Source organism: Sphingobacterium corticibacter, from assembly GCF_003076635.1.
GTDB classification, from domain to species: domain Bacteria; phylum Bacteroidota; class Bacteroidia; order Sphingobacteriales; family Sphingobacteriaceae; genus Sphingobacterium; species Sphingobacterium corticibacter.
On sequence record NZ_QDKG01000001.1, the window covers coordinates 254516 to 279777 of the forward strand.

General features: G+C 39.2%; 34 protein-coding genes and 1 tRNA gene. 26 read left to right on the forward strand and 9 right to left on the reverse strand.

The window, feature by feature from the left end:
* Positions 1-7: 7 nt before the first annotated feature.
* The 4 genes from DC487_RS01040 (at position 8) to DC487_RS01055 (ending at position 2742) form a co-directional block, all read left to right on the forward strand.
* The gene (locus DC487_RS01040; protein ID WP_116774106.1) at positions 8-523 is read left to right on the forward strand and encodes a hypothetical protein; all 516 of its coding nucleotides are present in this window, start codon (positions 8-10) and stop codon (positions 521-523) included.
* Entirely contained in the window at positions 524-1561 is a 1038-nt protein-coding gene (hemE, locus tag DC487_RS01045) for a uroporphyrinogen decarboxylase (RefSeq protein ID WP_066756694.1), read from the forward strand.
* A gap of 111 nt (positions 1562-1672) precedes the next feature.
* Positions 1673-2224, forward strand: coding sequence for a CopD family protein (locus DC487_RS01050; protein WP_116774107.1), 552 nt, complete (start codon positions 1673-1675; stop codon positions 2222-2224).
* A 5-nt stretch (positions 2225-2229) separates the two neighbouring features.
* Positions 2230-2742 (forward strand): outer membrane beta-barrel protein, encoded by a 513-nt coding sequence (locus DC487_RS01055; RefSeq protein ID WP_116774108.1) that lies wholly within the window; start codon positions 2230-2232, stop codon positions 2740-2742.
* A gap of 33 nt (positions 2743-2775) precedes the next feature.
* On the opposite strand, the gene DC487_RS01060 is transcribed toward DC487_RS01055, so the two are convergent.
* The 4 genes from DC487_RS01060 to DC487_RS01075 all read right to left on the reverse strand — a co-directional run bounded on the left by DC487_RS01060 (position 2776) and on the right by DC487_RS01075 (position 7594).
* Positions 2776-4206 (reverse strand): NAD-dependent succinate-semialdehyde dehydrogenase, encoded by a 1431-nt coding sequence (locus tag DC487_RS01060; RefSeq protein ID WP_116774109.1) that lies wholly within the window; start codon positions 4204-4206, stop codon positions 2776-2778.
* A gap of 108 nt (positions 4207-4314) precedes the next feature.
* Positions 4315-5526 (reverse strand): bifunctional 3,4-dihydroxy-2-butanone-4-phosphate synthase/GTP cyclohydrolase II, encoded by a 1212-nt coding sequence (locus tag DC487_RS01065; RefSeq protein ID WP_116774110.1) that lies wholly within the window; start codon positions 5524-5526, stop codon positions 4315-4317.
* A gap of 110 nt (positions 5527-5636) precedes the next feature.
* Positions 5637-7145: an LptF/LptG family permease gene (locus DC487_RS01070; protein ID WP_116774111.1), complete on the reverse strand. Its 1509-nt coding sequence runs from the start codon at positions 7143-7145 to the stop codon at positions 5637-5639.
* Positions 7146-7216: 71 nt separating this feature from the next.
* Entirely contained in the window at positions 7217-7594 is a 378-nt protein-coding gene (locus tag DC487_RS01075) for an START-like domain-containing protein (RefSeq protein WP_116774112.1), read from the reverse strand.
* A 255-nt stretch (positions 7595-7849) separates the two neighbouring features.
* On the opposite strand from DC487_RS01075, the gene DC487_RS01080 reads away from it, so the two are divergent.
* Both DC487_RS01080 and DC487_RS01085 read left to right on the forward strand, forming a co-directional pair.
* Positions 7850-7923: transfer RNA gene (locus DC487_RS01080), tRNA-Met, on the forward strand.
* Positions 7924-8093: 170 nt separating this feature from the next.
* Positions 8094-9371, forward strand: coding sequence for a site-specific integrase (locus DC487_RS01085; protein ID WP_116774113.1), 1278 nt, complete (start codon positions 8094-8096; stop codon positions 9369-9371).
* Here DC487_RS01085 and DC487_RS01090 read toward each other — a convergent pair.
* On the reverse strand, positions 9368-9742 hold the full coding sequence (locus DC487_RS01090) for a helix-turn-helix domain-containing protein (RefSeq protein ID WP_116774114.1): 375 nt from the start codon (positions 9740-9742) through the stop codon (positions 9368-9370). The two genes, DC487_RS01085 and DC487_RS01090, sit on opposite strands and share 4 nt — an antisense overlap.
* A 368-nt stretch (positions 9743-10110) precedes the next feature.
* Complete coding sequence (locus tag DC487_RS01100; protein WP_116774116.1) at positions 10111-10926, reverse strand: S24 family peptidase; 816 nt, start codon at positions 10924-10926, stop codon at positions 10111-10113.
* Positions 10927-11392: 466 nt separating this feature from the next.
* Here DC487_RS01100 and DC487_RS01110 point away from each other — a divergent pair, with 466 nt between their 5' ends.
* The 18 genes from DC487_RS01110 to DC487_RS01205 all read left to right on the forward strand — a co-directional run bounded on the left by DC487_RS01110 (position 11393) and on the right by DC487_RS01205 (position 21871).
* On the forward strand, positions 11393-11722 hold the full coding sequence (locus DC487_RS01110) for a hypothetical protein (protein ID WP_133228301.1): 330 nt from the start codon (positions 11393-11395) through the stop codon (positions 11720-11722).
* Between the two features lie 298 nt (positions 11723-12020).
* On the forward strand, positions 12021-12806 hold the full coding sequence (locus DC487_RS01115; RefSeq protein ID WP_116774119.1) for an ERF family protein: 786 nt from the start codon (positions 12021-12023) through the stop codon (positions 12804-12806).
* A gap of 190 nt (positions 12807-12996) precedes the next feature.
* The gene (locus DC487_RS01120) at positions 12997-13479 is read left to right on the forward strand and encodes a hypothetical protein (protein ID WP_116774120.1); all 483 of its coding nucleotides are present in this window, start codon (positions 12997-12999) and stop codon (positions 13477-13479) included.
* A complete protein-coding gene (locus DC487_RS01125) occupies positions 13472-14086 on the forward strand; it encodes a hypothetical protein (protein ID WP_116774121.1) in 615 nt (204 codons plus the stop codon). Before DC487_RS01120 ends, DC487_RS01125 begins: the two co-directional genes overlap by 8 nt.
* Entirely contained in the window at positions 14079-14654 is a 576-nt protein-coding gene (locus tag DC487_RS01130; RefSeq protein WP_116774122.1) for a 3'-5' exonuclease, read from the forward strand. The genes DC487_RS01125 and DC487_RS01130 overlap by 8 nt, the downstream gene beginning before the upstream one ends.
* A gap of 147 nt (positions 14655-14801) precedes the next feature.
* Positions 14802-15089 carry a hypothetical protein gene (locus tag DC487_RS01140; RefSeq protein WP_116774124.1) on the forward strand — a complete coding sequence of 96 codons (288 nt, stop codon included), beginning with the start codon at positions 14802-14804 and terminating at the stop codon, positions 15087-15089.
* A gap of 16 nt (positions 15090-15105) precedes the next feature.
* Positions 15106-15477 (forward strand): DUF3127 domain-containing protein, encoded by a 372-nt coding sequence (locus DC487_RS01145; RefSeq protein ID WP_116774125.1) that lies wholly within the window; start codon positions 15106-15108, stop codon positions 15475-15477.
* Between the two features lie 23 nt (positions 15478-15500).
* Positions 15501-16004: a MazG-like family protein gene (locus tag DC487_RS01150; protein ID WP_116774126.1), complete on the forward strand. Its 504-nt coding sequence runs from the start codon at positions 15501-15503 to the stop codon at positions 16002-16004.
* Positions 16004-16357, forward strand: coding sequence for a helix-turn-helix domain-containing protein (locus tag DC487_RS01155; protein ID WP_116774127.1), 354 nt, complete (start codon positions 16004-16006; stop codon positions 16355-16357). The genes DC487_RS01150 and DC487_RS01155 overlap by 1 nt, the downstream gene beginning before the upstream one ends.
* A 29-nt stretch (positions 16358-16386) precedes the next feature.
* Positions 16387-16791: a hypothetical protein gene (locus DC487_RS01160; RefSeq protein ID WP_116774128.1), complete on the forward strand. Its 405-nt coding sequence runs from the start codon at positions 16387-16389 to the stop codon at positions 16789-16791.
* A 10-nt stretch (positions 16792-16801) separates the two neighbouring features.
* The gene (locus DC487_RS01165) at positions 16802-17620 is read left to right on the forward strand and encodes a hypothetical protein (RefSeq protein ID WP_116774129.1); all 819 of its coding nucleotides are present in this window, start codon (positions 16802-16804) and stop codon (positions 17618-17620) included.
* Entirely contained in the window at positions 17589-18254 is a 666-nt protein-coding gene (locus DC487_RS01170) for a DUF6633 family protein (RefSeq protein WP_133228304.1), read from the forward strand. Before DC487_RS01165 ends, DC487_RS01170 begins: the two co-directional genes overlap by 32 nt.
* A 405-nt stretch (positions 18255-18659) precedes the next feature.
* Positions 18660-19004, forward strand: coding sequence for a VRR-NUC domain-containing protein (locus DC487_RS01180; protein WP_116774132.1), 345 nt, complete (start codon positions 18660-18662; stop codon positions 19002-19004).
* Positions 19005-19551: 547 nt separating this feature from the next.
* The gene (locus DC487_RS01190; protein WP_116774134.1) at positions 19552-19827 is read left to right on the forward strand and encodes a hypothetical protein; all 276 of its coding nucleotides are present in this window, start codon (positions 19552-19554) and stop codon (positions 19825-19827) included.
* On the forward strand, positions 19827-19994 hold the full coding sequence (locus tag DC487_RS17170) for a hypothetical protein (protein ID WP_165798993.1): 168 nt from the start codon (positions 19827-19829) through the stop codon (positions 19992-19994). The genes DC487_RS01190 and DC487_RS17170 overlap by 1 nt, the downstream gene beginning before the upstream one ends.
* Positions 19987-20232 carry a hypothetical protein gene (locus DC487_RS01195; protein WP_116774135.1) on the forward strand — a complete coding sequence of 82 codons (246 nt, stop codon included), beginning with the start codon at positions 19987-19989 and terminating at the stop codon, positions 20230-20232. The genes DC487_RS17170 and DC487_RS01195 overlap by 8 nt, the downstream gene beginning before the upstream one ends.
* Positions 20223-20594 (forward strand): PcfK-like family protein, encoded by a 372-nt coding sequence (locus tag DC487_RS01200; RefSeq protein WP_116774136.1) that lies wholly within the window; start codon positions 20223-20225, stop codon positions 20592-20594. Before DC487_RS01195 ends, DC487_RS01200 begins: the two co-directional genes overlap by 10 nt.
* A gap of 2 nt (positions 20595-20596) precedes the next feature.
* Entirely contained in the window at positions 20597-21871 is a 1275-nt protein-coding gene (locus DC487_RS01205; protein WP_116774137.1) for a PcfJ domain-containing protein, read from the forward strand.
* 88 nt (positions 21872-21959) lie between these two features.
* Here the strand turns inward: DC487_RS01205 and DC487_RS01210 are convergent, their stop codons facing one another.
* Entirely contained in the window at positions 21960-22571 is a 612-nt protein-coding gene (locus DC487_RS01210; protein WP_116774138.1) for a P63C domain-containing protein, read from the reverse strand.
* Between the two features lie 23 nt (positions 22572-22594).
* The gene (locus tag DC487_RS01215) at positions 22595-23806 is read right to left on the reverse strand and encodes an ImmA/IrrE family metallo-endopeptidase (protein WP_116774139.1); all 1212 of its coding nucleotides are present in this window, start codon (positions 23804-23806) and stop codon (positions 22595-22597) included.
* A gap of 278 nt (positions 23807-24084) precedes the next feature.
* Here DC487_RS01215 and DC487_RS01220 point away from each other — a divergent pair, with 278 nt between their 5' ends.
* The gene (locus tag DC487_RS01220) at positions 24085-24297 is read left to right on the forward strand and encodes a helix-turn-helix transcriptional regulator (protein WP_116774140.1); all 213 of its coding nucleotides are present in this window, start codon (positions 24085-24087) and stop codon (positions 24295-24297) included.
* A 28-nt stretch (positions 24298-24325) separates the two neighbouring features.
* Here DC487_RS01220 and DC487_RS01225 read toward each other — a convergent pair whose 3' ends face one another.
* Positions 24326-24586, reverse strand: coding sequence for a hypothetical protein (locus DC487_RS01225; protein ID WP_116774141.1), 261 nt, complete (start codon positions 24584-24586; stop codon positions 24326-24328).
* A 228-nt stretch (positions 24587-24814) separates the two neighbouring features.
* Between DC487_RS01225 and DC487_RS01235 the strand changes: the two genes are divergently transcribed.
* Positions 24815-25141: a hypothetical protein gene (locus DC487_RS01235; RefSeq protein ID WP_116774143.1), complete on the forward strand. Its 327-nt coding sequence runs from the start codon at positions 24815-24817 to the stop codon at positions 25139-25141.
* The last annotated feature ends 121 nt before the right edge of the window (positions 25142-25262 follow it).

The window sequence follows — 25262 nt, forward strand, 5'->3', positions numbered from 1 at the left end:
ATCGTCTATGAATACCAGAGGGAGATTAGTTGCGGCAGGGATTATCTTTGTGTTTATCGTGTACGCGATTATGGTACAGCAGTATAACATTATTGTTTACCTAGCAGGTGCATTAGCGTATTTGCTGTGGAGTCATCTGCGCGAAGGTACGGTGTATCTGGCTACGCAAGCTTTCCACCGTCAGGATTACGAATACACCAAAAAGTTACTTGCTGAGATTGATAATCCGGATCGCTTGCGCAAAGGTCGTCGTAATTTCTACGAATTTATGATGGGAAATATTGCGCTAAAGGAAGAACGGTTTGACGAAGCTGAATATCATTTTCAGTTGGCTTCACGTTTGCCATGGCGCAAGGATTATGAAAAAGGAATGGTATTGGTCAATTTAGCCAATATCAATTTGCGCAAAAAAGACTATGAACGCGTAGTGGGTTATTTGGACGTAGCCGAAAAATTAAAACTCACCGCACGCCAACAAAGCATTGTAGAAAAAATAAGAACAGAAGTTAATAAACATATATAAGTGAAAGACACCTTACAAAACGATTTACTACTCCGCGCTGCTTGGTCGCAGCAAACTGAACGTCCACCCGTGTGGATGATGCGCCAAGCTGGGCGATTTATGAAAGAATACTGGGAAATCAAGAATAAGTATTCGTTCTTAGAAATGTGCAAAACCCCGGAAATTGCGGCTGACGTTACCATGTTGCCAGTAGATTTATTGGGTATTGATGGCGCCATTCTATTTTCTGATATCCTCGTGACCGCAGAAGCAATGGGCGGAGATTTATCATTCGAGCAAGGTGTTGGTCCGCGTTTTGCAAATCCAGTGCGCACAGTGGCCGATATGGAACGTTTGTCGGTAGATTGTATCGATCGTTTGCAATATGTGGCCGATGCGATCAAAGTGATTCAGCAGCGCTTGGATAAAAGTATTCCATTAATTGGTTTTGCAGGTGCTCCATTTACTATTCTGAGCTATTTGGTCGAAGGTGCTTCTTCCAAAGATTTCAAGAGAACGAAGCTCATGCTAAATAATGAGCCTGAGCTGGCGCATGCTATTTTGCAGAAGGTGGCCGATGTTACGGTGGAATATTTGAATATGCAGATCGCCGCTGGTGTCAACGCGATTCAACTTTTTGATAGCTGGGCTTTGGCACTTTCGTGGAATGATTATCATGAGTTCTCACACCATTACAACAAATACATTATCTCCAAATTGAACAGACAGGATATCCCGGTGATCTCTTTCTGTAAAGGAAGTTCGGTATTTGCGCCGGTAATGGCCGAAGCCAAACCGGATGTGATTTCGGTCGATTGGAATGCGGATTTGCTAAACATCAAGCAAGCATTGCCAGCGAATATCGCGGTACAAGGTAACTTAGATCCATTCGTATTGTATGCAGATAAGAAGGTTATTCGCGAGAAGATCTTGCAATTGTTTGAGCGCATGCGCGGTGTTGATGGCTTTATCTTCAATTTGGGACATGGCATTATGCCAGATATTCCATTCGATAATGTGAAATACGCGATCGAAGTTGTAAAAGAATTCAGATATTAAGCGAAGCGTACAAACGACTTTTAATAATTATTGTTATACCAACGTGGGGTGCTTGTGTGATAGACCGATTAGTAAACACAAGCACCCCACGTTGCACTTTGAAATACGGTCATGATCTATCTTTACGCTAAGTCGATACATATCATCTTTGTGGTTTGCTGGATGGCGGGCTTATTTTATATGCCGCGTCTGTTTATCTATCATACAGAAGCAAAAGCAAAATCGCCAGAAGTCTATCGTGTATTGCATCAGCAATTTCAAATCATGGAACGCCGATTGTGGTGGGTAATCACAACGCCAGCGATGTATCTGGTGTTTGCATCTGCATTGACCATGCTATGGGTAAATCCAGCTTTATTGTCACTTGGCTGGATGCAATTAAAATTAGCGTTTGTGGCTGGCTTGGCGATATATCATTTCATGTGTCAGCGCATGATGTTTGCTTTGGCCCATGAAAAGCTAACATGGACATCGGCTCAATTGCGCTTGTGGAATGAAGTATCCACCATATTTCTTTTTGCCATCGTATTCATCGTAGTGCTCAAATCTGCATTTCAGTGGATGTATGGCGTAGGTGGATTGGTAGGCTTAGCCATTCTGCTCATGATCGGTATAAAAACATACAAAAGATATTTGGCGCGCAAGGCGCAAGATCAAAACTAAATAACATGAAAAAACTACTACTATTATTGGTCGCTATGGCGGGATTCTTTACTGTTCAGGCACAGGAACACGATTGGGCATTTGGATTCTACGGGGATATGAACCTGCAAGCGCCAGAATTTGGAGAGCGGGGTAGAGGAACGTTTGGTATTCAAGGAAAGTACGATTTTGCATTGCACCATGGTGTGCAAGTATTGGTGCATGGCCAGAAGGATTTCGCAGCCTTTGGAGCAGATTATATCTATACTTTTTTGGATCGTACGACCAATAATTGGAATGTATTTGCGGGTGGTGGAGCCGCGAGTGAATACGATCGTATTTTGAGTTTTGATGAAAACAATATACGTAACGAAGATTATAATCAACGCACGACGTTAAATGCGCAAGTAGGTGTGAGTTATTACGTGCCGGATGTAGCGCTGTCGCTATATGCTGGTTATAAAGTTAAGTCTGAAGTGCGACTAAAAGATGATAGGCCACACTTCGTCATGGTCGGTTTACGCTACCATATTTGGTAAACGAGAAAAGCACCTTTAAGGTGCTTTTCTCGTTTATTGGCCGTAGCTAATGTATTTTATTTCCAAATATTCATCCAATCCGTGATGCGAACCTTCTCTACCGACGCCGGATTGCTTCACGCCGCCAAAAGGAGCCGATGCATCAGAGATTACTCCGGTATTCACACCGACCATTCCCGATTCTAATTGTTCGCTGACGCGATGACAGCGCCGGACATTCTCACTGTAAAAATAGGCGGCTAGTCCGAATGGGGTGTTATTTGCCGCTTTTATGGCTTCTTCCTCGGTGGAAAAGCGGAATAATGCGCAAATCGGGCCAAAGGTTTCTTCACTAGCAATAAGGCTTTCTGCGTGCACGTTTGTCAGTACCGTCGGAGCATAAAAGTTGCCCTTTAGGTGTTTGCCACCAGTTTCCGCTTTTGCGCCACGATCTAGCGCATCTTGCACATGTTTTTGTACTTTCTCTACTGCCTTCTCGTTGATCAATGGACCAACTTTTACACCTTCATCCAGGCCATTTCCGACTTTGAGTTTGCTCACTTCTGCTGTTAATGAAGCAGCAAACTCATCATAAACAGCATCGTGCACGTAAAAACGATTCACCGAAACACAGGTTTGCCCCGCATTTCTAAATTTGGCGGCTACAGCGCCTTTTACAGCGGCTTGTATATCGGCATCGTCAAACACAATAAAAGGCGCGTTTCCACCTAATTCCATCGATGTGCGTTTTATCGTGCTGGCAGCTTGTTCCATCAACGTTCTACCCACTCCAGTCGATCCGGTAAACGAAATTTTACGGATTAGTTCGCTAGTAGCTAGCAATTGGCCAACGGCTTTACTATTGGTCGATGTAACGACTTGAAATGCACCTCCCGGAATGCCCGCTTCTTGCGCTAATTTGGCAAAAGTCAATGCTGTAAATGGCGTTTGGGAAGCAGGTTTCAAAATGACGGTACATCCAGCAGCTAATGCTGGGGCGACTTTGCGCGTCAGCATTGCGAGTGGGAAATTCCAAGGTGTGATCGCCGCTACCACGCCCACGCTTTGTTTAATAGTGAATAGCTTGTTTCCACTGCTCACCGCGGGAATGGTATCTCCGTACGCTCGCTTAGCTTCTTCGGCAAACCATATGATAAAAGACGCCGCATAATCTACTTCTGCCAATGATTCTTGTAATGGCTTGCCGCTTTCTAAGGTCATCACTTCGGCTAACTGTTCGCGATGTTTCAACGTAAGTTGATACAACTTCTGTAACAATTGACTTCGCTCTCCGACAGTAGTGGTTTTCCAAGATTGCCACGATTTTTCGGCGTATGTGATCGCTTTTTCTATTTGGTTTAATGCTATCTCGGGTACTTTTCCTACGCGCTGATTGGTAGCAGGATTGAGTACGTCAAATTTGTCTTTCGCATCTACAAATTCACCTTGTATATATGCTTTCTCTATAATCCAAGTATTATCCATTATGATCCTCCGTTTTGCTGGTCTGTAGCCTAAATCGTACAGATCTGTCTTCGACCAGATATAATCTTCATAAAGTAAAAAAGGACGCTAGCGTCCTTTTTGTTTTCGTTATATATTTTTTAAGCTATGACCCATTCGATCACGTTTTGTTTTAAGGTAAAACTCATTATGCGCATTAGGCGCAATCTCTATCGGTACATTTTCGACTACTTCTAGTCCATATCCTGTTAAACCAGCCCGTTTGGTTGGGTTATTGGATAGCAAGCGCATTTTAGTAATGCCCAAAGCGCGTAAAATTTGAGCTCCTACACCATAATCGCGAAGGTCTGGTTTGAAGCCAAGCTGAATATTGGCATCTACGGTATCAATGCCTTGTTCTTGCAATTTGTAAGCCTGCAATTTGTTGATCAAGCCGATTCCGCGTCCTTCTTGGTTCATATATACGATTACACCTTTTCCTTCCTGCTCGATGAGCTCCATGGATTTATGCAATTGCGGGCCACAATCGCAGCGACAAGATCCGAAAATATCGCCGGTGATGCAGGAGCTATGTACGCGCACCAAGACTGCTTCATCGGGTTCCCATGTTCCTTTGATCAATGCCAAATGTTCTTCGCCAGTGTTTTTTTGGCGATAGGCTTGCAGTTGAAAATCGCCCCAATGGGTCGGCATATGCACCTGTACCACTTCTTCGATCATCGAATCATTTTTCAGTCGATATTCGATTAGATCTTCGATGCTGATGATTTTTAGATCGAATCGCTTGGCCACTTCTAGTAAATCTGGAAGGCGCGCCATTTCGCCATCATCTTTCAATATCTCTACCAACACACCTGCAGGCTCGAAACCCGCTAAGCGCGCTAAATCCACGGCTGCTTCAGTATGTCCGGTGCGTCGTAATACGCCACCATCTTTGGCGATCAATGGGAAGATGTGCCCTGGTCGGCCTAATTCTTCATTTTTAATATCCGGATTTATTAATGCGAGTATTGTTTTAGAGCGATCTGAAGAAGAAATTCCTGTGGTACAGCCATAACCCTGCAAATCGACCGATACGGTAAAGTTAGTTTCATACACCGCTGTGTTGTTATTGACCATGAGGTTCAAATCCAGTTCTTTGCAACGCTTTTCGGTTAACGGAGCGCAGATCAGTCCACGGCCATGCGTGGCCATAAAATTGATCATCTCTGGAGTAGCATTTCGTGCCGCGGTCACAAAATCACCTTCATTCTCTCTGTCTTCATCGTCTACAACGATGATAACCTTTCCAGCTTGAATATCAGCAATGGCTTCCTCGATGGTGTTTAATTGTACTTTCATGTTGTTGCTTAAAAAAATGGCAGGTCGTGCATTAGGACACTATCATGCTTGCCATATGTACAAAGTTAGTGGTATTTCGAAGATATTCTATAAGGATGCTGTCATAATCTTTAGCGAGCTATAGGTGTATCCGCTTTGGATTTATTGCGATCCTGAAACTTTTCGACTTTATCTTTTAGTTTATTAAATATCTTTTGAGCTTTGATTTTGTATTGATCTACGTCGAACAAAGCAGAATCGGTCGTCGATTTGTATGTCAGAAATAAAGCCAAAGGCGTCAAGACAATGATCGCCATCCACATGCCAATCATCGGTTCTAAACTGCCATCTTTGGCCGCTTTCTCCGAAATCGTAAATATGACGTGATAGATCAAGAAAAAGACGATCGCCATCACCACAGGCAGTCCCAAGCCACCCTTGCGGATGATCGCACCTAGAGGAGCACCAATGCCAAAAAGCAATAAACAGGAGGCTGCTAAGGTGAATTTTCGATGCCACTCAATATCGTAACGAATATCTTTTTCGATATACAATTTGTATTCTTGTCCTCGGTTTTGAGCAATGTCCTTTACGTAATTAACTTGGCTATTGGCATTGCTTATGATATTACGCTTACTGCTATTATTGATGGCTTGCAGGTCTAAATCTGGATAACTATAATCGCCGGAAGCGGCCAATGTTGTTTTCAGAGAGTCGCGTTTCTGGTTGTAATAACTCGTAAAATAATTGATATGTCGCTTGGTGTCTAGTGCTATGATGTGGCCCACACTGTCCAATTGCATGTGATTGGAGTCAGAATAATGTTTCAGCTGCTTCAAGTTAAGCATCTGATGATGCGATTTGAAAAGACTAGCATCGGTTTTCTGTGCGCCGAAAGACTCCATACTGAACTTTTGGGTGGATTCCCTAAAACGAAAACGAGTAAACTGCTGCCGCTCATCGTACCGTGTCGCATTCCGAGCGCGAGCATCTTCGTATTGAACGCCATCACGCAGTTGCAAGATCATATATTGGTTATCCACCGAATTGTGCATATAACCTTCTTTAGCGATCAGAATATTGGTGGCTTTACTACTCGTAGTATGGTTATAGATCAATAAATCGTGTAGTATGGTGCCGTCCTCGCTTTTGCTCTTCGCTCGGATAGAATAACCAGGAATACTGCTATTGAATACACCAGGCTTAATCAGGAAATCTGCTTTTTGATTTCTGATATCTAATAGCATCGTTCCCATCTTGAGATTGACAACCGGTAGGGTATAATCAGAGAAAATGAAAGCGCCACCAGCGAAAATACCTACTAGAACAAATAGTGGTGCCATGGCATTTCGTAGTGATACACCGGCCGCTTTGATAGCCACGAGCTCATAACTTTCTCCCAGATTGCCAAATGTCATGATAGACGACAATAGCATGGAAAGAGGTAAAGCCATGGTGAGCTGCACAATACATTGATAACCCAACAATTCTAAAATGGTATACCATTCTAATCCTTTGCCAATGAGGTCATCGATGTACTTAAACAAAAAAAGCATCAATAAGACAAACATCACAATCGTAAATGTGACGAGGAATGGCCTTATAAATGCATGTAATATGAGTAAGTGTATCTTCTTCATCCCTACCAAACGCCTAATATTCTTAATAGACTACGCGAGTAGCTAAAAGTAAAGGACAAAGGTACAGAAATTTAAGCTCCAATCACACTTTGCAGGTAGCTTATCGAATTATTCCAGATCAATTTTCGGTCTTCCAAGTTGTCTTCTTTTACGTAGTCGGTAATGCTTAAGGCTACATCGTTCGTCAATTCGTCCAACACAATCTCGATTTCGAAATAATAAGGCTCGTCTTCCAGCCATTTGTATTTGACACACTTGTTCTCTTTGGAATGGATGAGCTTTGCCTTAAACGACTCGTCGTCCCATACAAATTCGTAAATGCCTTCTGCATAGTTTACATCATCGGCAAACCATTGCGCGAGCTCATTCGGTTCAGACAGATAGGGGAATAATATTCTAGGGGAAGAATTTACGACATATTCTAAGTTTAATTTTGTTTTCTCTGCCATACAATGGAATGAAATATTAATAACGTAATAATGGACGGTTACCGAACAGCGCTGCTGATCGACGGTTGGTTTTGTCCGCCCGTAATAATACGCAAATATTCTGTTAAACAAAGTATAATCTCTGCGAATTTATTGATACATTAACACAGATAGGATCAAGGTAGAGTTAGGGATAGCTTATGGTATTTAGTGATGAAATTTGTGATTTTTACTTTGATAATAATTCCTAATTACTATATTTGCATCACGAAAAACGGCGGGGTAGCTCAGATGGTTAGAGCGCAGGATTCATAACCCTGAGGTCGGCAGTTCGATCCTGCTCCCCGCTACACAGGCTACATATTGCCGAATCTTTATAGATATTCATATCTATCTTGAAAAGTTCAAAAACCCCTAGCATATCGCTAGGGGTTTTATTTTGCATTACCGTGCTAAATTTATTAGTATTTATATATATCTTTATAGATCTAATAAAGTGTGTGCAATTTTGTGAGTAGTCATGTCGAAGCCTAAAATTTACCTTAAAAGAAGAAGCTCGGAAGAAGAAGGACAACTGTATTTATATTACTCGTATGGAGGTGATAAAAGGCTTGAATTTTATACTGGCTTTAGAATAAAGAACTCATACTATAACGATCAATATTGGTCTGGCAACAAAAAACCAATTAATAAAAAATGTCCATTTCACGATAATTACAACCGTTTGTTCGAGGAGATGAAGCTTTATGCGGTGTCACTGGTGATAAATGAAAGGATCTTCGACAACAAAGAATTGAAATCACGACTTTGTGATGAGTTTAAGGCTTCGAAGGTCGAGGAGCCAGAAATATCTAATTTTATTGCAGGGGATTTTATTTCGTACTGTGAGTATGTTCAGTCCGAGCGTAAGATTGGTAAGAGGTCTATAGTGAATGGGAATCGACAGGGTTTGAATTATAAATCAAATAGCCTACGTAATCCTGGTACTACGATTACGTCATTGAGGGAGTTTGCTAAATTCAAAATGAAAACTACCTTCTTGTTCGATGAGATTAATGTAAAATTTTATAATGCTTATCGTGATTATTTGCTGAATGAGAAAAAGAACAAAGTTAGTACATTCTCCACTAGGGTTAGGGACATAAAAGCTTTTATGCACGAAGCTTTGGATGAGGGTGTGCACACAAATTCAGAGTTCAAGAATAAGCGATTTATTGCTCCTAAATATGAATCTACTGGAATCGCATTATCCCTCGAGGAAATAAAAAAATTAAAGGATGCCATTATTCCGGATGAGTGGGAGCATGTTCGCGATCTTTTTCTAATTGCATGCTACTCCGCTCTTCGATTTAGTGATTTCTCTAAATTGGAGATCATGGATATTGATGATGGGTTTATTAGAATTAAGCAGGAGAAAACTGAAAATAGGGTTTCCATACCGATCATGAAAGAAATGAAATCTGTTTTAGCAAAGTACGGAGGTGTTTTTCCGCCGCCGTGCACAAATCAGCATTTTAATAGAACCATTAAGAAGGTTTGTGCACTCAAGTCTGTAGGATTAGATCGTGTATACGAAATTAATGACCTAGGAGAGAAGGTCATGTGGAGCTCAAAAATCACCAGCCATACCGGCCGACGTTCGTATGCTACAAATATGTTTAAACTGGGTGTGCCAAATTTATTGATAATGTCTGCAACCGGCCATAAAAAAGAAGAAATGTTCTTACGTTACATCAAAGCTACAAATGAGGAGAAATCCAGATTGCTCGCTGACTGGATGGATAAGCTGGGAATCTAACCTTTATCGTAAAAATCGCGAACCAACTTGTGTAGCGTTTTCCTCATTTCATCGAATTGCTTCCAAAGGTCGTCGTAGTCTTTTTTTATTGTTGATAGATCAGATATTAAAGTGGATTTCTCATCTTCGTCTATGATCATTTTGCCTTTGCCTGTGAAATACCAGTCAAGGTTCAGATTATATTTTTGACGGAGATACTTTAGGTAGTGTATTGGAAGTGTCGTTTCCCCCTTCTCGACTTTGGCGATAAAAGGTTGGTGAGATCCGATTTCCTTAGCGAATTTATTTTGACTAAAATCAAACTTCTCCCGAAACTTAACTAGCCTCGCTGCCTCCCCTTTGTGATCGACTACATATGGTTTATCGCTCATAATGACGCAAACTTAAACTTTAAATTTTTAAAATATAGATTTTCTGATACTTTAAAAAGATGTTCGCTTGTGTATTCAAATTGGTAACCTCCGATCACAACTTCATCTAAGTAAAGTGCTATAAGTTCGCTAATGTATTCTATCCAAACCTTATCATTGTCTTGAACGTTTACATTTATGTAGCCATTCACATTGCTAGTTATGTCATCTTTCATGGCAAACAATACGTTCGCTAAGATCAACTTATATTTTGAAGGCCTTTGTTTGCTGCCAGATGAGAAATGTATATCATCAGTTTTGAATACCTCCTTATTCCTTAAATGTGAGATTATCTCCTCAGAGATGTTGAGCTCGTGCTTCACTTCCATTTATATTTCAACTTCTCTTTTAACAATATTGTATATGTATGCAACATCTTCTAGCTGCATCTTAAAATCTGGATAGTTTTTTCGATCTTCATTTAGTGAGTGTAATGTTACAACTCCGTTTTCGACGTCGTGGTCGATCAATTCTTTGAAGATTATACCATCATTTATAGTTACAAATGCGTAAAATGGATACTTGTGTGTGTGGAATCTTGATTTCCAGAGATCCTTTCGAATTTCGCGACCTATGATAATATCTCCATGAACGAATGTCGTTCGTTTGTCAACGTCCATGCTATCCCCAACAACTCTAAAAGCGCGATAGCTGCCCTTATGAAATTTGCTGACTGTTGTTACAATATATTCCTGATCTTCCAAATATTCTGCATCCGCGAATCCAGATAGGTATCCTGCTTTGGCAGTTTCGGCGATTAGTGGAACTTTCATTCGATATACTCCCTGAGAAATCTCGTAAAATTTTGTGTTCCCCTCTTCGTCAAACATTTGTAGTTCGTCATCAGACAAAAATCCTATAGATTTCGTGTTTGAGGATTTTGAAGATTTGGGAAGTTCTTGGAATGGGAAATCGCCAATTTCCGATTTATACTTAATAGGAGAGCGGTCAAATAACCAATCGATGTTATATTCTGGAAATGCCTGCTCAAATTTCTTTATAGTTCCCCCACGTAACTTTTGGATCTGTTCGGGTGTCTTCTTGAAAAAGTTGCTGAAGTTACCCTTATCCATTCCTAATGCTTCTGCCGCAGCTTGATCTTCAGTATACTTTTCCCTGATTGCGACGCGTAAATTTTTAAACATTCTTGCTAAATAGTTGTATATAGTTGTTATTAGTATTATGTTTGTACAACTTATGTATAACAATTGTAATACGTGTATTATACTAATATATAACTTATGACTATTATAAACAAGATTTTACAACCTGGCATTAGAGAATTATTATTAGCATTAGAATTGAATACTCAGTGCTTAGTGCTTCCAGAGGCTCGTGCGCCGTATTTGCGTGGTAGAATAAGTGCTGTGCAGAAAGAAAATAATTCAATGAAATTCCGCACTAAAATTGAGAATGGACATATATATGCTTGGCGTATTTGTTAGTGTAGAGAAAACAGATCAAAAAAATTTTATACAATAGTTGTATTTAATTGTATTAAGTTGTATTTTTGATTGTAAATAAAAAGCCCTGCAGGTGCAGAGCTAATTTTTAAAGTAACACACCTAAAGAATGCGATCCAAAAGGTGGTTTTTAACACAAATCAAAGGTATGAAAGATTTAACTATTATCAACGGTGCGAACCAAGATTTTATTTTTATAGACGCTGATAGCGATACATCGGGAATCGTCGCCTACTTTATTAACTCAGAGAGTTATTTGGACGGCTATTTCGAAGATCAAGACTTAATTAAGGTAGAAGTCGAATATCAGTATCAAGCTTTAGAAAGTGTCTCTGGATGGGAATATCCACAATACACAGATACTAAAGTTTATCCAGGCGATGAATCGTTTGATTATGATTCTGCCTATAATGAGGCACTTGAAGCTGCTAAAGAAATTCTTTTGCAAAAGCATGACGTGCAGTATGTAGAGGTATAATTTATAATTATTGAAAATATATAATACAATATTAGTATATAATTTATTATTTCGTATATTTACCATACTTAAAGTAACACACAAACAAATGAGTAAAAGAAAAGTTGCACCGGGTGTATCGAAGTCGTTATATCCGCTCGATTGGGATAAATCATGTTCTGATCAGTCATTTAACGAATGGCAATCCTACATTAGACAGCAATGCGAAACATATTCTTTTGTTGAGCACCAACAAAAAAGCCTGATAGATCAAGTGAAATTGATTCTATCGAAGTAAAAACCATTTAACACAAAACAGATGAAAAATTTAGTAAAAGCGATTATCGCCGTAATGGGCGAAGTGGAAAATATTGACAAAAAAATGGTTGTAGGTTCTGGTCAAAACTCCTACAACGGTGTTAGTGATAAAGATGTAAAGCTAGTAATAGGTAAGGCAATGCAAAAGCATGGCTTAGTTATGCTGCCTATTGAGGTGAATGCTGATGCAAAAGTTGAACGTTGGCAAGAAGATACATACTACAATGGTCAAAAATCGGGTGTCAAAGCAAGGCAATCGGTTTTCACTCAAGTCAACACACGCTATTTACTTATTCACGAAACAGGCGAAAGCATGGAAATTGTTGGATACGGTCATGGTGTCGATTCTCAAGATAAATCGGCCGGTAAGGCTACCACGTACGCGTTAAAAAATGCATTGCTATATACATTTTTGGTGCCGACTGGCGGTATCGATGATACGGACAAAACGCACTCTGATGATATTAAACAGGATATTAACATCGAGAGCAAAAAAGAGCAAGCGCCGAAAAGTATTGTGGCAACCGGTTTGAAAAAAGTTGTAGAAGGTGCGGAAAGTCTGGCAGCACTTAATACCATTTGGAGAAATAATAAAGCACTTCATGAGGATGTCGATTTCTTGAAAGCTGTTGCAGTAAAACGTTTAGAATTTGTCACTACTACAGAAGAGGTAACGAAAGTATTCGATAACAATCAATCTCTTCACGCAGATGCAGAATTTGTGAAGGCTATTACCAGCAAGAAAAAGGATCTGCAAACGACGGATAGTAAAAAAGCGACGGCATAATGCGTGACCAGTTATTTAGTGAACTAGTTCGTGACGATTTAGGTATGAAGGTCGCTTCTACTAGAATACGTAAGCTACGAAGTAGTTTCAAATCATATCAAGGTAGGATGTCTGATTTTAATTCGACAGTCTATTTTGATACAGAGTTGTACAAAAGATTTTTAGAACACATCAAAAGTAACACACAATCATGAATGAGTATTTAGAAAAAGTATGCACAGGTGTAGAGTCTGCTCTATCAATCAAGCAGTGTGATTTCGGATTAGTATCCACGCACTATTTCGAATTATTAGATCGAGGTGAAGTGGATGAAATTGACCTGTACATTGCTTTCAAAAAAATGGAAAAGTTCGTTGAATCTATACTTCCATTCTTGAAAGATCGTATCGACGAAACAAAATTGAGGGACGGGTACAGTAAGCATTTTATAAACCTATCTACAAGAGCCGGTAAGCCTACCTATGATTTTAGTCGTTGTGGTGATAGTGAATACGAAATGCTTATTGAGCAAAAGAAAGAGATTGACGCTTTGGTGAAAGGTAAAGAAGATTTCTTAAAGGCTATTACTAAAGAGTTTACCGATGAAGAGACTGGTGAAGTTATTAAGGCGCCATTGAAAAAACAGGGTGTCAATCTAGTGTTAACGTACGTAAAGCAAAAGGCAGATGCATAATTTCTATATAACACCGACCCTAATTGATAGCTTCCTCTTTTTGCAAAGCAACGGCTTTCAACCTGACGATTTTCAAGAATTTATCAATCGAATTAATAAAGTTAAAACATCTCAAGATGATAGTGCAAAGAAAGGTGTCGCATTTGAATCATGTGTGAATTTAACGCTTTCAGGGAATCCGACGTCTGATTTAGATGGGTTTTCATTTGATCCTGAATTGGTTAATAAGATCGTTAGTAAGCTATTTGATTACACAGGTATGCAGGTTTGGATTGATGCTGATGTAGATTTTTCATATGGCGTGTTTAAGGTCGGAGGTTTCGCAGATTATACGCAGCCTTTTAAAATTACGGATCTTAAAACAACTTCAAATTACAAGCTGGGCAAGTACACCAACTACTCACAACATAAAGCTTTCGGTCTAATCGATCCAAACATCAAACGTTTCGACTACCTAATTACTGATTTTGAAAATGTTTACTTAGAGCCTTACATAAACAAAAAAGCTTATCACGAAGAATTTATAAGCAACGTTGAAATGTTCTACTTGTTTTGTAAAGAGCATTCTCATCTAATTTCGGATACTAAAATTTGGGGGAATGGCTAAGATATTATTCTACGACATTGAAACCACCGGTACGATGTACTGGAAAAATGGAATACATCAACTATCCGGTATTGTTGATATTGATGGAAAAATAGTTGAGTCCTTTGATATCAAAATGCAGCCAAATCCGAAAGCTGTCATAGATGATGAAGCACTAAAGATCGCTGGTGTTTCGCGCGAACAAATTGAGAGTTATGGAACGGGGATGATTCAAGGTTATAACAATTTGGTCAGCATACTTTCCAAGCATGTCAGCAAATTTGATAAGTCGGACAAATTCCACTTATGTGGATTTAATAACCGTGGGTTTGATGACCCATTTTTAAGGGCATTTTTCACTCAATGTGGCGACAACTATTTCGGATCATGGTTTTGGGCAAATAGTTTAGATGTAATGGTTTTAGCTTCACAACATTTTATGACCACAAGATCTAAAATGAAAGATTTTAAACTTTCTACCGTTGCGGAGAACTTAAACATCGAATTGTCACACGAACAATTGCATGATGCTCTTTATGATGTGACTATTACGCGTCAATGTTATTACGAGCTATGTCCGATTTCATAAACGCAAAAAATACGATCAGCATAGCTATGGATCTCGCTTCGAAAGTCGAAAAGCTAGCTACTGACAATCTTTTGAGTGATTCGGCTGACAAGATAACGCTACTTGTGAATGTTCGGCAACTATCATATCTCATAAAGCAATTAGATCATGGAGAAAAGAAGCTTACTCCTTAACAAATACTACTGGGGGGTTGTCGTACCGCAATCATCTGAAGCATTGATTTATGCAGGATGGGAACGCGAGCGATTTGCGCACCCTGATCTGGTGCATAAGTTTTGGAAAACGCTATTAGGTATACCTAGCACTGCGGATTTGAGCAACAAAAAGTTCCTAGAGTTCGTGGAAGATATAAAGCGTATTGCAGCTAGCTATCTGATGCATTACATACCAGATCCGAATGAAGATTTAAGCGAAGAAATAATCAGCGGTTATTAAAATTATAAACAACAATATGGAAATAAGAGGTAAAGTACATGAGATCGGGACGACAATACAGGTCACCGAATCGTTTAAAAAGCGTGATCTATTAGTGGCTTACGCAGAAAATCCCCAGTTCGTGGAGTATCTCACCTTTCAAGCTATGCAAGATCGAGTGTCGCTATTCGACAACCTTACAATTGGACAAGATATCGAAGTCTCGTTTAATATCAAAGGTAGACCTTGGACCAACAAAGATGGAATGACTACTTACTTCAATACGCTAGTAGCATGGAGAATCACGCCTTTGCAGGTGCAACAATTATCGAAACATTCTAGTGCAGGAGCAGTGGAAATGCCTCCACCAATGGAGAACCTGGATTATGACGATGATCTCCCATTTTAGTAAAAATTAACACAGATCATATCATGCAAGAACTACAAACAAAAATCATCCAATGGGCAGATGACAAAGGAATTTTGGAAAATTCTGATCCACTTAAACAACTTAAAAAGACTTTCGAAGAAGTAACAGAACTTGTTTGCGCACTCGTGGATAAAAACGATGCCGAGATTAAGGACGCAATCGGAGATGTCAATGTAACGCTCAATATTCTTAAAAGGCTTTCTGAATCCGGCAAAGTTGATGGTTCGCTTTCGAACTCTCGTGTATTTATGGTTATCAATTGGATTGTTGAAATATTCAGTAAAGTTTCGAAGAATAAGGATGTCGGGATCGATATCATCCGAGCCCAAGAATGTCTTTCACGCGTTGCTCAAGAAAATAACTTGACACTCGAGGATTGCACCCAGTCGGTTTATGAGATCATATCGAAACGCAGTGGTAAGATGGAAAATGGTGTATTTGTCAAAGATGATGTACCACCTAGAAAGCCTAAAACTCCGCGCAAACCGAAGGAACCAGAACAATAATGGACGATATTAAAGTAACACACAATAACCTCCCGGAAGCCGTGGGGGTTATTTACCAAGAGTTGGTTAATACCAAAAAAGAGTTAGAGGGTGTCAAATCGTTATTTGATCAGGTAGTGAAAAGGCTGGATAGTTATGCTACGGCTCCGCGATTGAATGAGGAAGATCCTGATCAGCTATTTACCATCGAGGAAGCTGCTGAGTTTTGCCGAGTGAAGCGCAATGCAATACATGTTTGGAAGCGATCTGGCAAGATTCCGTACATCAAGATAGGAGGACGGCCGTATTTCAAAAAAGCTGATCTATTGACATATAATAAGGTCGACATAAAGAAGCCCAAAGGCTTGCGCTAATAGAATTTTGACACTTTAAATCAGATATAATGATAAGAGATGCAGTGCCTAAGCCAAAGGCCAGACAGCCACTTACAGACGAGCGTAAGTACGCTCTATTGTGTGACGTTCAGTTTATGGGAATCGTTATCCAGATGATAGAAAACCGCTGGAGAAATAACCTTTTCGATGTCAACCTAGGCAATCAAACCCTTAAGAATTTTAGTTCACAAGTATATCGCGGCATTCAGGGTATGAAAAGAGAAATGACCGCGAAGTTTAATCTTAAGCATCCAGATGAACTTGAGTACGAGATGTCAGCGGCTATGGATCGTGCAGTTTCGTTTCTGAGCCTATTGCCTGCGGAATTGGTGGATAAGATTGTGGACGGCTTGGAACAGGGGCAAAACGAAATGATAAAGCAGCAAATAGCAGAGCTACAAGAGCAGAAATAGGGGAGGGATTATGTCTAGTTCACAAGGTTGGATAAAGTTGCATAGAAGTTTATTGGAATGGGAGTGGTATGATGATATTAACACCAAAGTGCTATTCCTGCACTTGCTTTTAAAAGCAAATCACAAGGAGAAATCATACAAAGGTATGCTTGTGAAAAGGGGCGAAATAGTCACTGGAAGGATCGTTTTAGCCTCTGAATTACGCATGTCGGAGCAACAGGTTCGTACCGCGTTAAATCGTCTAAAATCAACCAACGAAATAACCATCAAAACAACCAACAAAAACAGTGTTATTAGTATCGTTAACTATGATTTTTACCAAGACGTTGATTCGGAGCAACCAGCAAAGCAACCAACGGGTAACCAACAAATAACCAACCAGCAACCAACAAATAACCAACAATCAACCACAAACAAGAATGAAAAGAATATAAAGAATGAAAAGAAAGAAAGAAGGGAAGAATCTATAAAGTTTGATAGTGCCGAAAATAAATTTTCGTCCACTCCTTCAAATGAAAACTCTAGTCTCGATGATCGAAAGATTTCTTTCACAGAAAAGCTGGCTGCTTTCACAGGAATTTATTCCAAAGACACGTTGAATGAATTTTACTTCTATTGGACGGAGAAAAATGAGAACGGCAAAAAAATGAGATTCGAAATGGAGAAGGTGTTTGATATCAAACGAAGATTAGCAACATGGTCAAAAAATGAAAAGCAGAAATTTAATGGGACATCAAGAAATACATCAAACGGCAACAGGCAACAACGGGTTGACGAAGTTGCAAACCTTAGATCACTTGCAAAAGAAATTATCCGGCACGGTGATTAAAACGCAATCGCAAGCTATCGCTTCCGGCTTCCCATCCGTAGGTAAACTCAAGGCTGCTCACGGAGATACGGTTGTCAAAGCTTTACTTGTGGATATGTTGGCTGATTTCATCGAGTTTATCAATGTCGGAAAAACATTCAGTGGCGTTCAGATTGCGCAAACGGTCGCAATGATCCAGCAATATTTTCCGCACTTCAATCTGGGCGATTTGAAGCTTTTTTTTGAACGAATGAAGCTTGGACATTATGGAAGCTTTTATGACCGGATGGATGGTCAGATCGTGCTTTCGAAGATGGAGCAATACAACCAAGATCGAATGAACGAGTACCAGCTTTTGAACGATGGCGCTCACAATAACATTAGAAGGGAAGAGAAGTTGAATAGCGCGCTGCACCCTAGCGTCATCGAAGCAATGAAGAAAGCTGTAGGCGAAAAGAAAGTCGTTAGCAATGATCCGCCGAAAAGACAGCCAAATGATGCTGATTTATTCTATCAAAGGTGCATTCGCCAATTCGACAATTTGTATCGCAAATTTGGCGTGTCAAGATCTGGATTGCGAACACTCGATATCGGAGGAAGATTTCTTATGATTGATGATTTTATAGAACGGAAAGTACAAAATGCAATCAAATGATCAAACATAGGAAAGGCGCTTGCATCGACTGCCAGCGTGAGACGCTTTTGATAGCGAAGCGCTGTAATAATTGCTACTGGAAAAGTCGGCGTGAGACAAAATGCAATCCAGAAAAAACACCTAGAAAACCGAAGTACATTTTGCCAAAAGTATCTACCAAAAGAAAAGCACAAAATACATTGTATAGAAAAAAAAGGCTTACCTTTATGGAGCAAAATAAATTATGTAAAGCTCGTTTGGATGGTTGTACGAAGTCGGCAACCGAGGTTCACCACAAGAAGGGGAGGATCAACAATCTATTGACTGATGAAAGATATTTTCTGCCCGTTTGCAGAAGCTGCCATCAAGTGATAGAGTTAAACCCTGTGTTGGCAAAAGAATTGGGATTTTCACAAAGCAGACTAAATGTCGGAGAGTAAACTTCAAAAGTCATGCGTTGACTGGTTCAAGCTTCGATATGAGAATCGAGGACAGGGTTTGATTGTTTCTATTCCCAATGAGGGTAGGAGAAACGCAAGAACTGGTGGAAGGTTGAAAGGCATGGGTTTAAAAGCTGGCTTCCCAGATCTCCAGATACTTAAAAGTGGCGACATTCTCTTTGTAGAAATGAAAACCACAAGTTCTAAAAGTGCTACCAGTGAAAAACAAGATGCTATGCATGGTATTTTGCGACAATTGAAACATAAGGTTATCGTATGCCGGACATTTGATCAGTTCACCTGCGTGGTGGATAGATTTATGGGCAGCTGATAATTTCCGAATATTAAAATTATACGCATTATGGTAGTGGATACAATGAAGCTGAGGATACTTGAGCATTTATCTAAAGAGCTTAAGAAGCATGTTGACGAGGTATTTGATGAAATTTCAAGTTTGAAAACAGATTATTGCATCCTCGAAGTCTCTAATCATTATCTTAAGACCATTGGAAAGCCTTTGAATTTTTTCGACTCCAAACCATGCGATCGCGAGGCAAATGATATTAAGAGAGATATATCCTTCATCTACTACTGTCTAACGTGCCCGTTTTTTCGGGAATTGGGCGTAAAATCGGATTTCTCGAAAGTGCAGCGGAAACAATTATCTGAACACATCGGATCAGACAGATGGGGTATTAGCGTCTATGTGCGATCTGCAAAACACTTCTATAGATTTTATGCAGACTATAGAACTAAGATTAATGCACAAATACAATTTCATTTATAATCATTAATTATAAAAAATATATAATTATATTATATTATATCAAAAAGTATTTTTACCTTTGATATTAAGTAACACATCTAAATTAAACACAATGGCATCAGAATTAACACACCTGAAAACCAACGTGACCGACTTGACGAAACATGAGAACGATTTTCCTCATAAATTTCTGTTAAGCATTGGTTTTCAAAAGCAATCCCATTTGTGGGATGACATGGACACGTACCACACAATTTCGACAGAATCAGCATTTGAGATCCACGTGGTAGCTTATAGTACTGTTTGGCTTGAAGCAAATGGAAAGCTAACGTTATTAAAAGACGTAAAAAGGTGCGAGGATTTACTTGACCTAATTAAACTGCTTTAATGAGAAATCAAGACACCATTTCAGCGCTCGATCAGATCGAAGCGCCGGCTATCGAATTGGCACCAGGTATCTACGACATAGCACCAGAGCGTGAGGAAGTGGAATCATTCACATCACCTTATCTGGCTAAGCCGGTGAAGGGGAAAGGAGACTCTAATAATGCCTAAAATATACATAGAAGTACCAATCGCTGAGCGCATGCCGGTGATTGGCGAAAAGACTCATAGGCTTGATAAGATCGTATTGATTGACAATTGTGGAGTGAAGCATCTGAAAAAGCCAAGCGAAGTTGTACAGGCTGGGTATGATCACTTATTACAGATGGGCTACGTTTCTTGGCTTGAAGAAGTCGAAGTATCAGAGGATGCTTTGGAATTCGTGAAGGGAGGTGAATCATGCAAGTAACAGACGCATTCAAAGACATCATCCAAAGTCACCTAACTGGTGTAGCCAATACCGACAGCAATTTCGCAAAGTCCTTCGCCAATCCCGAAAAGAAGATCGAGGATTGCATCACCTACATCCTAAATACTGTTAAGTCCTCTGGCAAAATGGGTTTCGCAGATGATGAGATATTCGGAATGGCCATGCACTACTACGATGAAGAGAAAATCGACGTCGGCAAACCTATCAACGGTAAAGTGGTCGTCAATCGCAGTATTGAAAAGCCTGCAGCTACGGAAAAGACTGTGCAACAAATGAAAGTCAAAAAGCCGATCAAAAAGGATGAAACGATTATTTCAAAAAATCAATTAACCATGTTTTAGGTATGCAACCAAGAACCAAGATACAACACCGAATTTGGGGATTGAGCAAAGAACTTCCCCCGATTAGTAAGACGCAACAGGAATTCGCTTATAGCAAGGTACTAGACCACGTTGGCCATCGATCGAAAAAAGGTATTACATGTATGGATTGTGGCCAATTCTTCGAAGATACCACCACGCGCAAACGTTGCACATGTCCGAATTGCAATACAAAGCTTACTATTGAGATCACTAGGAAACGAAAGTTTACCCAGCGCAGACTAATGGTAGTCCTAGACGTAGTCGACGGTATTCAAATCTCGAGAACGATTGAAGTTTATGGGCATCATAGAGCCGGAGAGCCAGTCAGACATTTCATCATGGAACTTTACCAGCACTTTTTCAATGTGGAAGGTAAAAACCATGTAGTCGCTAGGCAGCGGAATTACTTCGGAGACTCCTTTACCGGTGATCTCGAAGTGCGAAGAAATGCTGATGCAGATTGCTATCGATATAGTGTAGACAAGGTTTGCAATGGTTCCAAGGTTTTGCCGGTGTTCAAGAAATTAGGCTTTAAAGGGAACTTCCATTGGGTCTCTCCGTATTCCTTCTTTACCAAAATTCAATATGATAACAGAGCAGAGACGCTTTTGAAAGCAGGTCAAGGTTCTATGTTTCGTTTTGAAATCACAGGTTGGGGCAACGGTGCCTATAGATTCTGGGATTCAATTAAAATCTGCATCCGCAATAAGTACAAGGTCAAAGACGCCCAAATGTATTACGATTACTTAGGGCTACTGGCTCGATGTGGAAAGGATTTGCGAAGTCCTAAATATGTTTGTCCTAAAAATCTCACCAAAGAACACGATCGCTATGTAAAGAAAGTGCGTGAGATGGATCGTCGCCAATCAGAAGCAAGAAAGATCGCTAAAGCAATGGACGATGAAGCCCAATACTTGCAAGACAAGCAGGCATTCTTCGGTCTATGCTTCGTTAGCGGTGACGTCACCGTAAAGGTGTTGGAATCAGTTCAGGAATTTGTCAGCGAAAGTGAGATCCATAAGCATTGCGTATTTACTGGAGATTACTTCAAAAAGCAGGATTCTTTAATCTTCAGTGCAATAGTGAAAGGCATTCCAGTTGAAACTGTGGAGTTATCACTGAAAGAAATGCAGATTATCCAATCGCGCGGATTACACAACAAACCTTCGGAATACAATGAGGATATCAAAAAGCTTGTCGATCGTAACATTGGTCAGGTTCGTAAGATTTACGAACAGCTGCAGAGCACTAATTAGCCATGACCAGGCAAGAGGTGTAATTTACCTTTGACTTTACGATTTTTAGTAAAATCAAGTTGCATCTCTACTAATCTCGCAGAATTGGTTAATTTAATTCGATTCTAACTTGAGTCGGTATATTATATAGTTTTCCATACTTCTCAACGAACTGTTGCCATGTTTCGCATTTCTTCATAACTTCTATCGATTGTTGTATGAACAACAATAGTTTTTGCCGTCCTTCATAATTTAGCCATTGAAAGTGTTTAAATTTACGAATCCCAAACTCCACATATGGGTTTATAGTCTGTAATTGTGGCAGTATTTTCCTATCAAATCTTAAGTAAATACAAAAATTAGTATAGGTTCCTACAATACTAGGTCTTAACGATTTATTACTATTGAGCTTCCAGTTATTTAAACGAAAAATTTCATCATAAAATTCTTGAGGAAACATCTTCTCATAAACAGCTACATTATTAAGTAGATAAATTCTTCGCTGTTTTATTTCTGCTTCACTAGTTTCCGTGCCACCTAAAAGCTGAATCTTCTCCTTCTCAAAATCTAAAGCTCGATCAGCAAACTTATCTTCTATTTTGGAATCTAATCTTTCAAAAATTAGCTGCAGATCGTTTTCTCTATCGACTTTAGTTACATCAGTTTTAGCATTTAGGTTGGAATTTAACTTCCGATTATGCTTCTTTGTTCTATCTTTCATTTTATGCTATTATTTGGTTTTGATTAATTGTAAATTAATATATTTCGATGATAATAATCTTCTATGCTATCTATATCATCCCAATTAGAGCTTAGACTGGCTAGCCATATGTCTCTATCGGGGTTGGAATTCCTTGCTCTTACCCATCCATACTTGTTACTATTACCTGAATCAAAAGCATCAAAGACATATATCATATTTTCATGTATGTCATTGACTTTTGCTATTCTTGAAATTTCAGATTTGTTATTTATAAAAGCCTTGACACTTTTAGTTTTATCGATAGAAAACAAATATTTCCTGGCAAATGAATTAGCTTCTTTTTCCTTCTCCCTCAATGCCAAATCGTCATCTGAGCTATCGGATATATGGTATTTGGAAACCATAATTTCATCCCAGTCAAATAACACATGAAATAGCTCATGAATTAATGCAAACCAAACCGTTGCGTAAAATCCTTTATAATCAGTCAAAATGACACAAGGCTTTTTGTTAAAAGACATTGTAGCTCCTCTCAAATGAAGACCAGAAGTGGCAGGCAAATAAATCACGGAAACACCTAGCTTGTACAGAGTTTTAATAACACTTTGCAGACCTCCATTCGGTTTCGTGGAATGCCACCTAATTTCTGGAATGTAGTTGATAAGATCCTGACGGTTATAAACGTATGGATTAGATAAGTCTCTAAATATTTTTTCACCAGCCAAAAGCCACTGATCACGCTCCTTGCTATTTTTTGGCTCAATTTTACCAGCACTGAATGCTGGCTTGATATTTCCTAGTTTTAAAGACCTAATGTTATTTACACCATATATCCTACACAATTTTTCATTTATTTCGGAGTAATCATTAATGCTTTTGATTAGCCCCTTTTTCTTAAAAGCGAGCAGGTCAAAATTTGATTGTATAAACTCAATAGTGGAGATATCAATTATCGAAGTCTTTTCATACTTTGCTTCAATACTATCTAAATAAAGTAAAACAACTTCTTCTTTTGATAACTGGAGGAATGTCGCCAACTTCAATAAAACAGAAAAATCAGCACGTTTTTGATCACCTTCTAAGACACCAATTAACGTACGGTACTGAACCTCTAGAAGGTCACAAGCTCCCCTAAACGAAACACCAGCATCCTTCATCCGATTTTCAAAGAACTCTTTCAAAGATAATTTTTGTGAAACACGAGTTTTGCCAAGTGCTTTATCCAAGATATCATCGACGTTAAAATCACTCATAGAATATTTTTGCTGTAAAGTTGCAACGCAAATATAGTGATAAAATACTATTGATTTCAGTAAAAAGATGTTGTGCTGTATTAATGCAACACTTTAATGCGAAATTTAACAAATTGCGGTAACCAATTGTATAAATCGTAGTTTGTATCGTCAGTTTATTGATACGTTATGTAGGACTTGTACGCCTTTCCTTTAAAAACATTTAAAAATGCCTAAAACTCGAACCTATTCATTCATATCCTTTCCCATCTTCCACCTTTTCTCCCTACCTTCACACCATGCCCACACTAACTAAATTCGAAAAACTGCTGATCAAAAAATTGAAGGAAGGAAAAACCCAAAGAGAGATTTCTGAGGACTTCTTTACGGAAGGAATCAAACCTCACAGCCTAAGTTCAGTTGAAAAGCACCTTACAACATTACGCGCCAAGTTTGGAGCTAAGACGATGTTTCATTTGGGGGTGATGGTGGCGCGTAATAAAGCAGTTTGATATTATTAATCCACATCGTTGGTACATCTCAATGTTTAATTTCATGAGCTCTTTGTAGTCCCAATTCATCTAGTAAAGGAATATCGATCCCTCTAAAATGTTCACTGATACAAAACTTTGTTGATTCATTAGAGATTATCAAATCACCTGTCGTTGTGAGAGCAGAAATTTCAGTGATGAAAAAATTATATAACTCATCTGTAGTCATATTAATAGTTTTAGGAAACTGATTGCTTAACGTTACTTTTTCCTCTGTAAGGAAGCGCTTTAAATAATTGCGTTTGTTCATAATGACAAAGTTAGAATAAATAGAAACGCGGTTTCTTGAATAGGCTGTTGACACATAACATTTCTGTTAAAACACCACATCTTCCTAACAAAATTCTCTTCACAAGTATTCTTCAATGCTTCTATTCGTCCCAGCAGATACTTTTTCTTTAACTGCGTATTTTGTGAAATATCCATTTAGTATGATCCAAACTTTATCGTATATTGAAAGCGTAAATTATGAATTACCATGACACGTAGAAGGATTTTTCGAATTAGCTCAGACGAGTTAAAAGCCAAAATGATGTTTGGTGCAGCACTTGGTATTTTTCTAGTTAGCCCTTTTATATATGGCAATACGCCACATAATGATGACTGGGGATTTTTTTGGTTCATAAAGCCACTAGTATTGATACCATTATCGGGAGCGGTTGGTGGGGCGTTATACTATCTATCTACTAGATACCTGCAGCACATGCTTCCAAAGTGGCTGCTTATAGGCCTTGGAGCGATATTATTAGCTGTATCCATTTGGATCGGTGCTATTTTAGGATTAAACGGGACATATTGGAATTAAAGCGCTCTCGTAAACATGTTATTGCTCAGAAACTGTTAACCGTAATTGTATAGTGCATACGTATGAATACCTAAATACCAAATATTTTCAAACCATACGAGCCAGCAAACGTTCTCTATAT

What these genes read in the sequence shown, in the direction of transcription:
- DC487_RS01040 (WP_116774106.1), top strand. Translation starts at nt 8, where the DNA reads ATGAATACCAGAGGGAGATTAGTTGCGGCAGGGATTATCTTTGTGTTT.
- DC487_RS01050 (WP_116774107.1), top strand. Translation starts at nt 1,673, where the DNA reads ATGATCTATCTTTACGCTAAGTCGATACATATCATCTTTGTGGTTTGC.
- DC487_RS01055 (WP_116774108.1), top strand. Translation starts at nt 2,230, where the DNA reads ATGAAAAAACTACTACTATTATTGGTCGCTATGGCGGGATTCTTTACT.
- DC487_RS01060 (WP_116774109.1), bottom strand. Translation starts at nt 4,206, where the DNA reads ATGGATAATACTTGGATTATAGAGAAAGCATATATACAAGGTGAATTT.
- DC487_RS01065 (WP_116774110.1), bottom strand. Translation starts at nt 5,526, where the DNA reads ATGAAAGTACAATTAAACACCATCGAGGAAGCCATTGCTGATATTCAA.
- DC487_RS01070 (WP_116774111.1), bottom strand. Translation starts at nt 7,145, where the DNA reads ATGAAGAAGATACACTTACTCATATTACATGCATTTATAAGGCCATTC.
- DC487_RS01075 (WP_116774112.1), bottom strand. Translation starts at nt 7,594, where the DNA reads ATGGCAGAGAAAACAAAATTAAACTTAGAATATGTCGTAAATTCTTCC.
- DC487_RS01085 (WP_116774113.1), top strand. Translation starts at nt 8,094, where the DNA reads ATGTCGAAGCCTAAAATTTACCTTAAAAGAAGAAGCTCGGAAGAAGAA.
- DC487_RS01090 (WP_116774114.1), bottom strand. Translation starts at nt 9,742, where the DNA reads ATGAGCGATAAACCATATGTAGTCGATCACAAAGGGGAGGCAGCGAGG.
- DC487_RS01100 (WP_116774116.1), bottom strand. Translation starts at nt 10,926, where the DNA reads ATGTTTAAAAATTTACGCGTCGCAATCAGGGAAAAGTATACTGAAGAT.
- DC487_RS01110 (WP_133228301.1), top strand. Translation starts at nt 11,393, where the DNA reads ATGAAAGATTTAACTATTATCAACGGTGCGAACCAAGATTTTATTTTT.
- DC487_RS01115 (WP_116774119.1), top strand. Translation starts at nt 12,021, where the DNA reads ATGAAAAATTTAGTAAAAGCGATTATCGCCGTAATGGGCGAAGTGGAA.
- DC487_RS01120 (WP_116774120.1), top strand. Translation starts at nt 12,997, where the DNA reads ATGAATGAGTATTTAGAAAAAGTATGCACAGGTGTAGAGTCTGCTCTA.
- DC487_RS01125 (WP_116774121.1), top strand. Translation starts at nt 13,472, where the DNA reads ATGCATAATTTCTATATAACACCGACCCTAATTGATAGCTTCCTCTTT.
- DC487_RS01130 (WP_116774122.1), top strand. Translation starts at nt 14,079, where the DNA reads ATGGCTAAGATATTATTCTACGACATTGAAACCACCGGTACGATGTAC.
- DC487_RS01140 (WP_116774124.1), top strand. Translation starts at nt 14,802, where the DNA reads ATGGAGAAAAGAAGCTTACTCCTTAACAAATACTACTGGGGGGTTGTC.
- DC487_RS01145 (WP_116774125.1), top strand. Translation starts at nt 15,106, where the DNA reads ATGGAAATAAGAGGTAAAGTACATGAGATCGGGACGACAATACAGGTC.
- DC487_RS01150 (WP_116774126.1), top strand. Translation starts at nt 15,501, where the DNA reads ATGCAAGAACTACAAACAAAAATCATCCAATGGGCAGATGACAAAGGA.
- DC487_RS01155 (WP_116774127.1), top strand. Translation starts at nt 16,004, where the DNA reads ATGGACGATATTAAAGTAACACACAATAACCTCCCGGAAGCCGTGGGG.
- DC487_RS01160 (WP_116774128.1), top strand. Translation starts at nt 16,387, where the DNA reads ATGATAAGAGATGCAGTGCCTAAGCCAAAGGCCAGACAGCCACTTACA.
- DC487_RS01165 (WP_116774129.1), top strand. Translation starts at nt 16,802, where the DNA reads ATGTCTAGTTCACAAGGTTGGATAAAGTTGCATAGAAGTTTATTGGAA.
- DC487_RS01180 (WP_116774132.1), top strand. Translation starts at nt 18,660, where the DNA reads ATGTCGGAGAGTAAACTTCAAAAGTCATGCGTTGACTGGTTCAAGCTT.
- DC487_RS01190 (WP_116774134.1), top strand. Translation starts at nt 19,552, where the DNA reads ATGGCATCAGAATTAACACACCTGAAAACCAACGTGACCGACTTGACG.
- DC487_RS17170 (WP_165798993.1), top strand. Translation starts at nt 19,827, where the DNA reads ATGAGAAATCAAGACACCATTTCAGCGCTCGATCAGATCGAAGCGCCG.
- DC487_RS01195 (WP_116774135.1), top strand. Translation starts at nt 19,987, where the DNA reads ATGCCTAAAATATACATAGAAGTACCAATCGCTGAGCGCATGCCGGTG.
- DC487_RS01200 (WP_116774136.1), top strand. Translation starts at nt 20,223, where the DNA reads ATGCAAGTAACAGACGCATTCAAAGACATCATCCAAAGTCACCTAACT.
- DC487_RS01205 (WP_116774137.1), top strand. Translation starts at nt 20,597, where the DNA reads ATGCAACCAAGAACCAAGATACAACACCGAATTTGGGGATTGAGCAAA.
- DC487_RS01210 (WP_116774138.1), bottom strand. Translation starts at nt 22,571, where the DNA reads ATGAAAGATAGAACAAAGAAGCATAATCGGAAGTTAAATTCCAACCTA.
- DC487_RS01215 (WP_116774139.1), bottom strand. Translation starts at nt 23,806, where the DNA reads ATGAGTGATTTTAACGTCGATGATATCTTGGATAAAGCACTTGGCAAA.
- DC487_RS01220 (WP_116774140.1), top strand. Translation starts at nt 24,085, where the DNA reads ATGCCCACACTAACTAAATTCGAAAAACTGCTGATCAAAAAATTGAAG.
- DC487_RS01225 (WP_116774141.1), bottom strand. Translation starts at nt 24,586, where the DNA reads ATGAACAAACGCAATTATTTAAAGCGCTTCCTTACAGAGGAAAAAGTA.
- DC487_RS01235 (WP_116774143.1), top strand. Translation starts at nt 24,815, where the DNA reads ATGACACGTAGAAGGATTTTTCGAATTAGCTCAGACGAGTTAAAAGCC.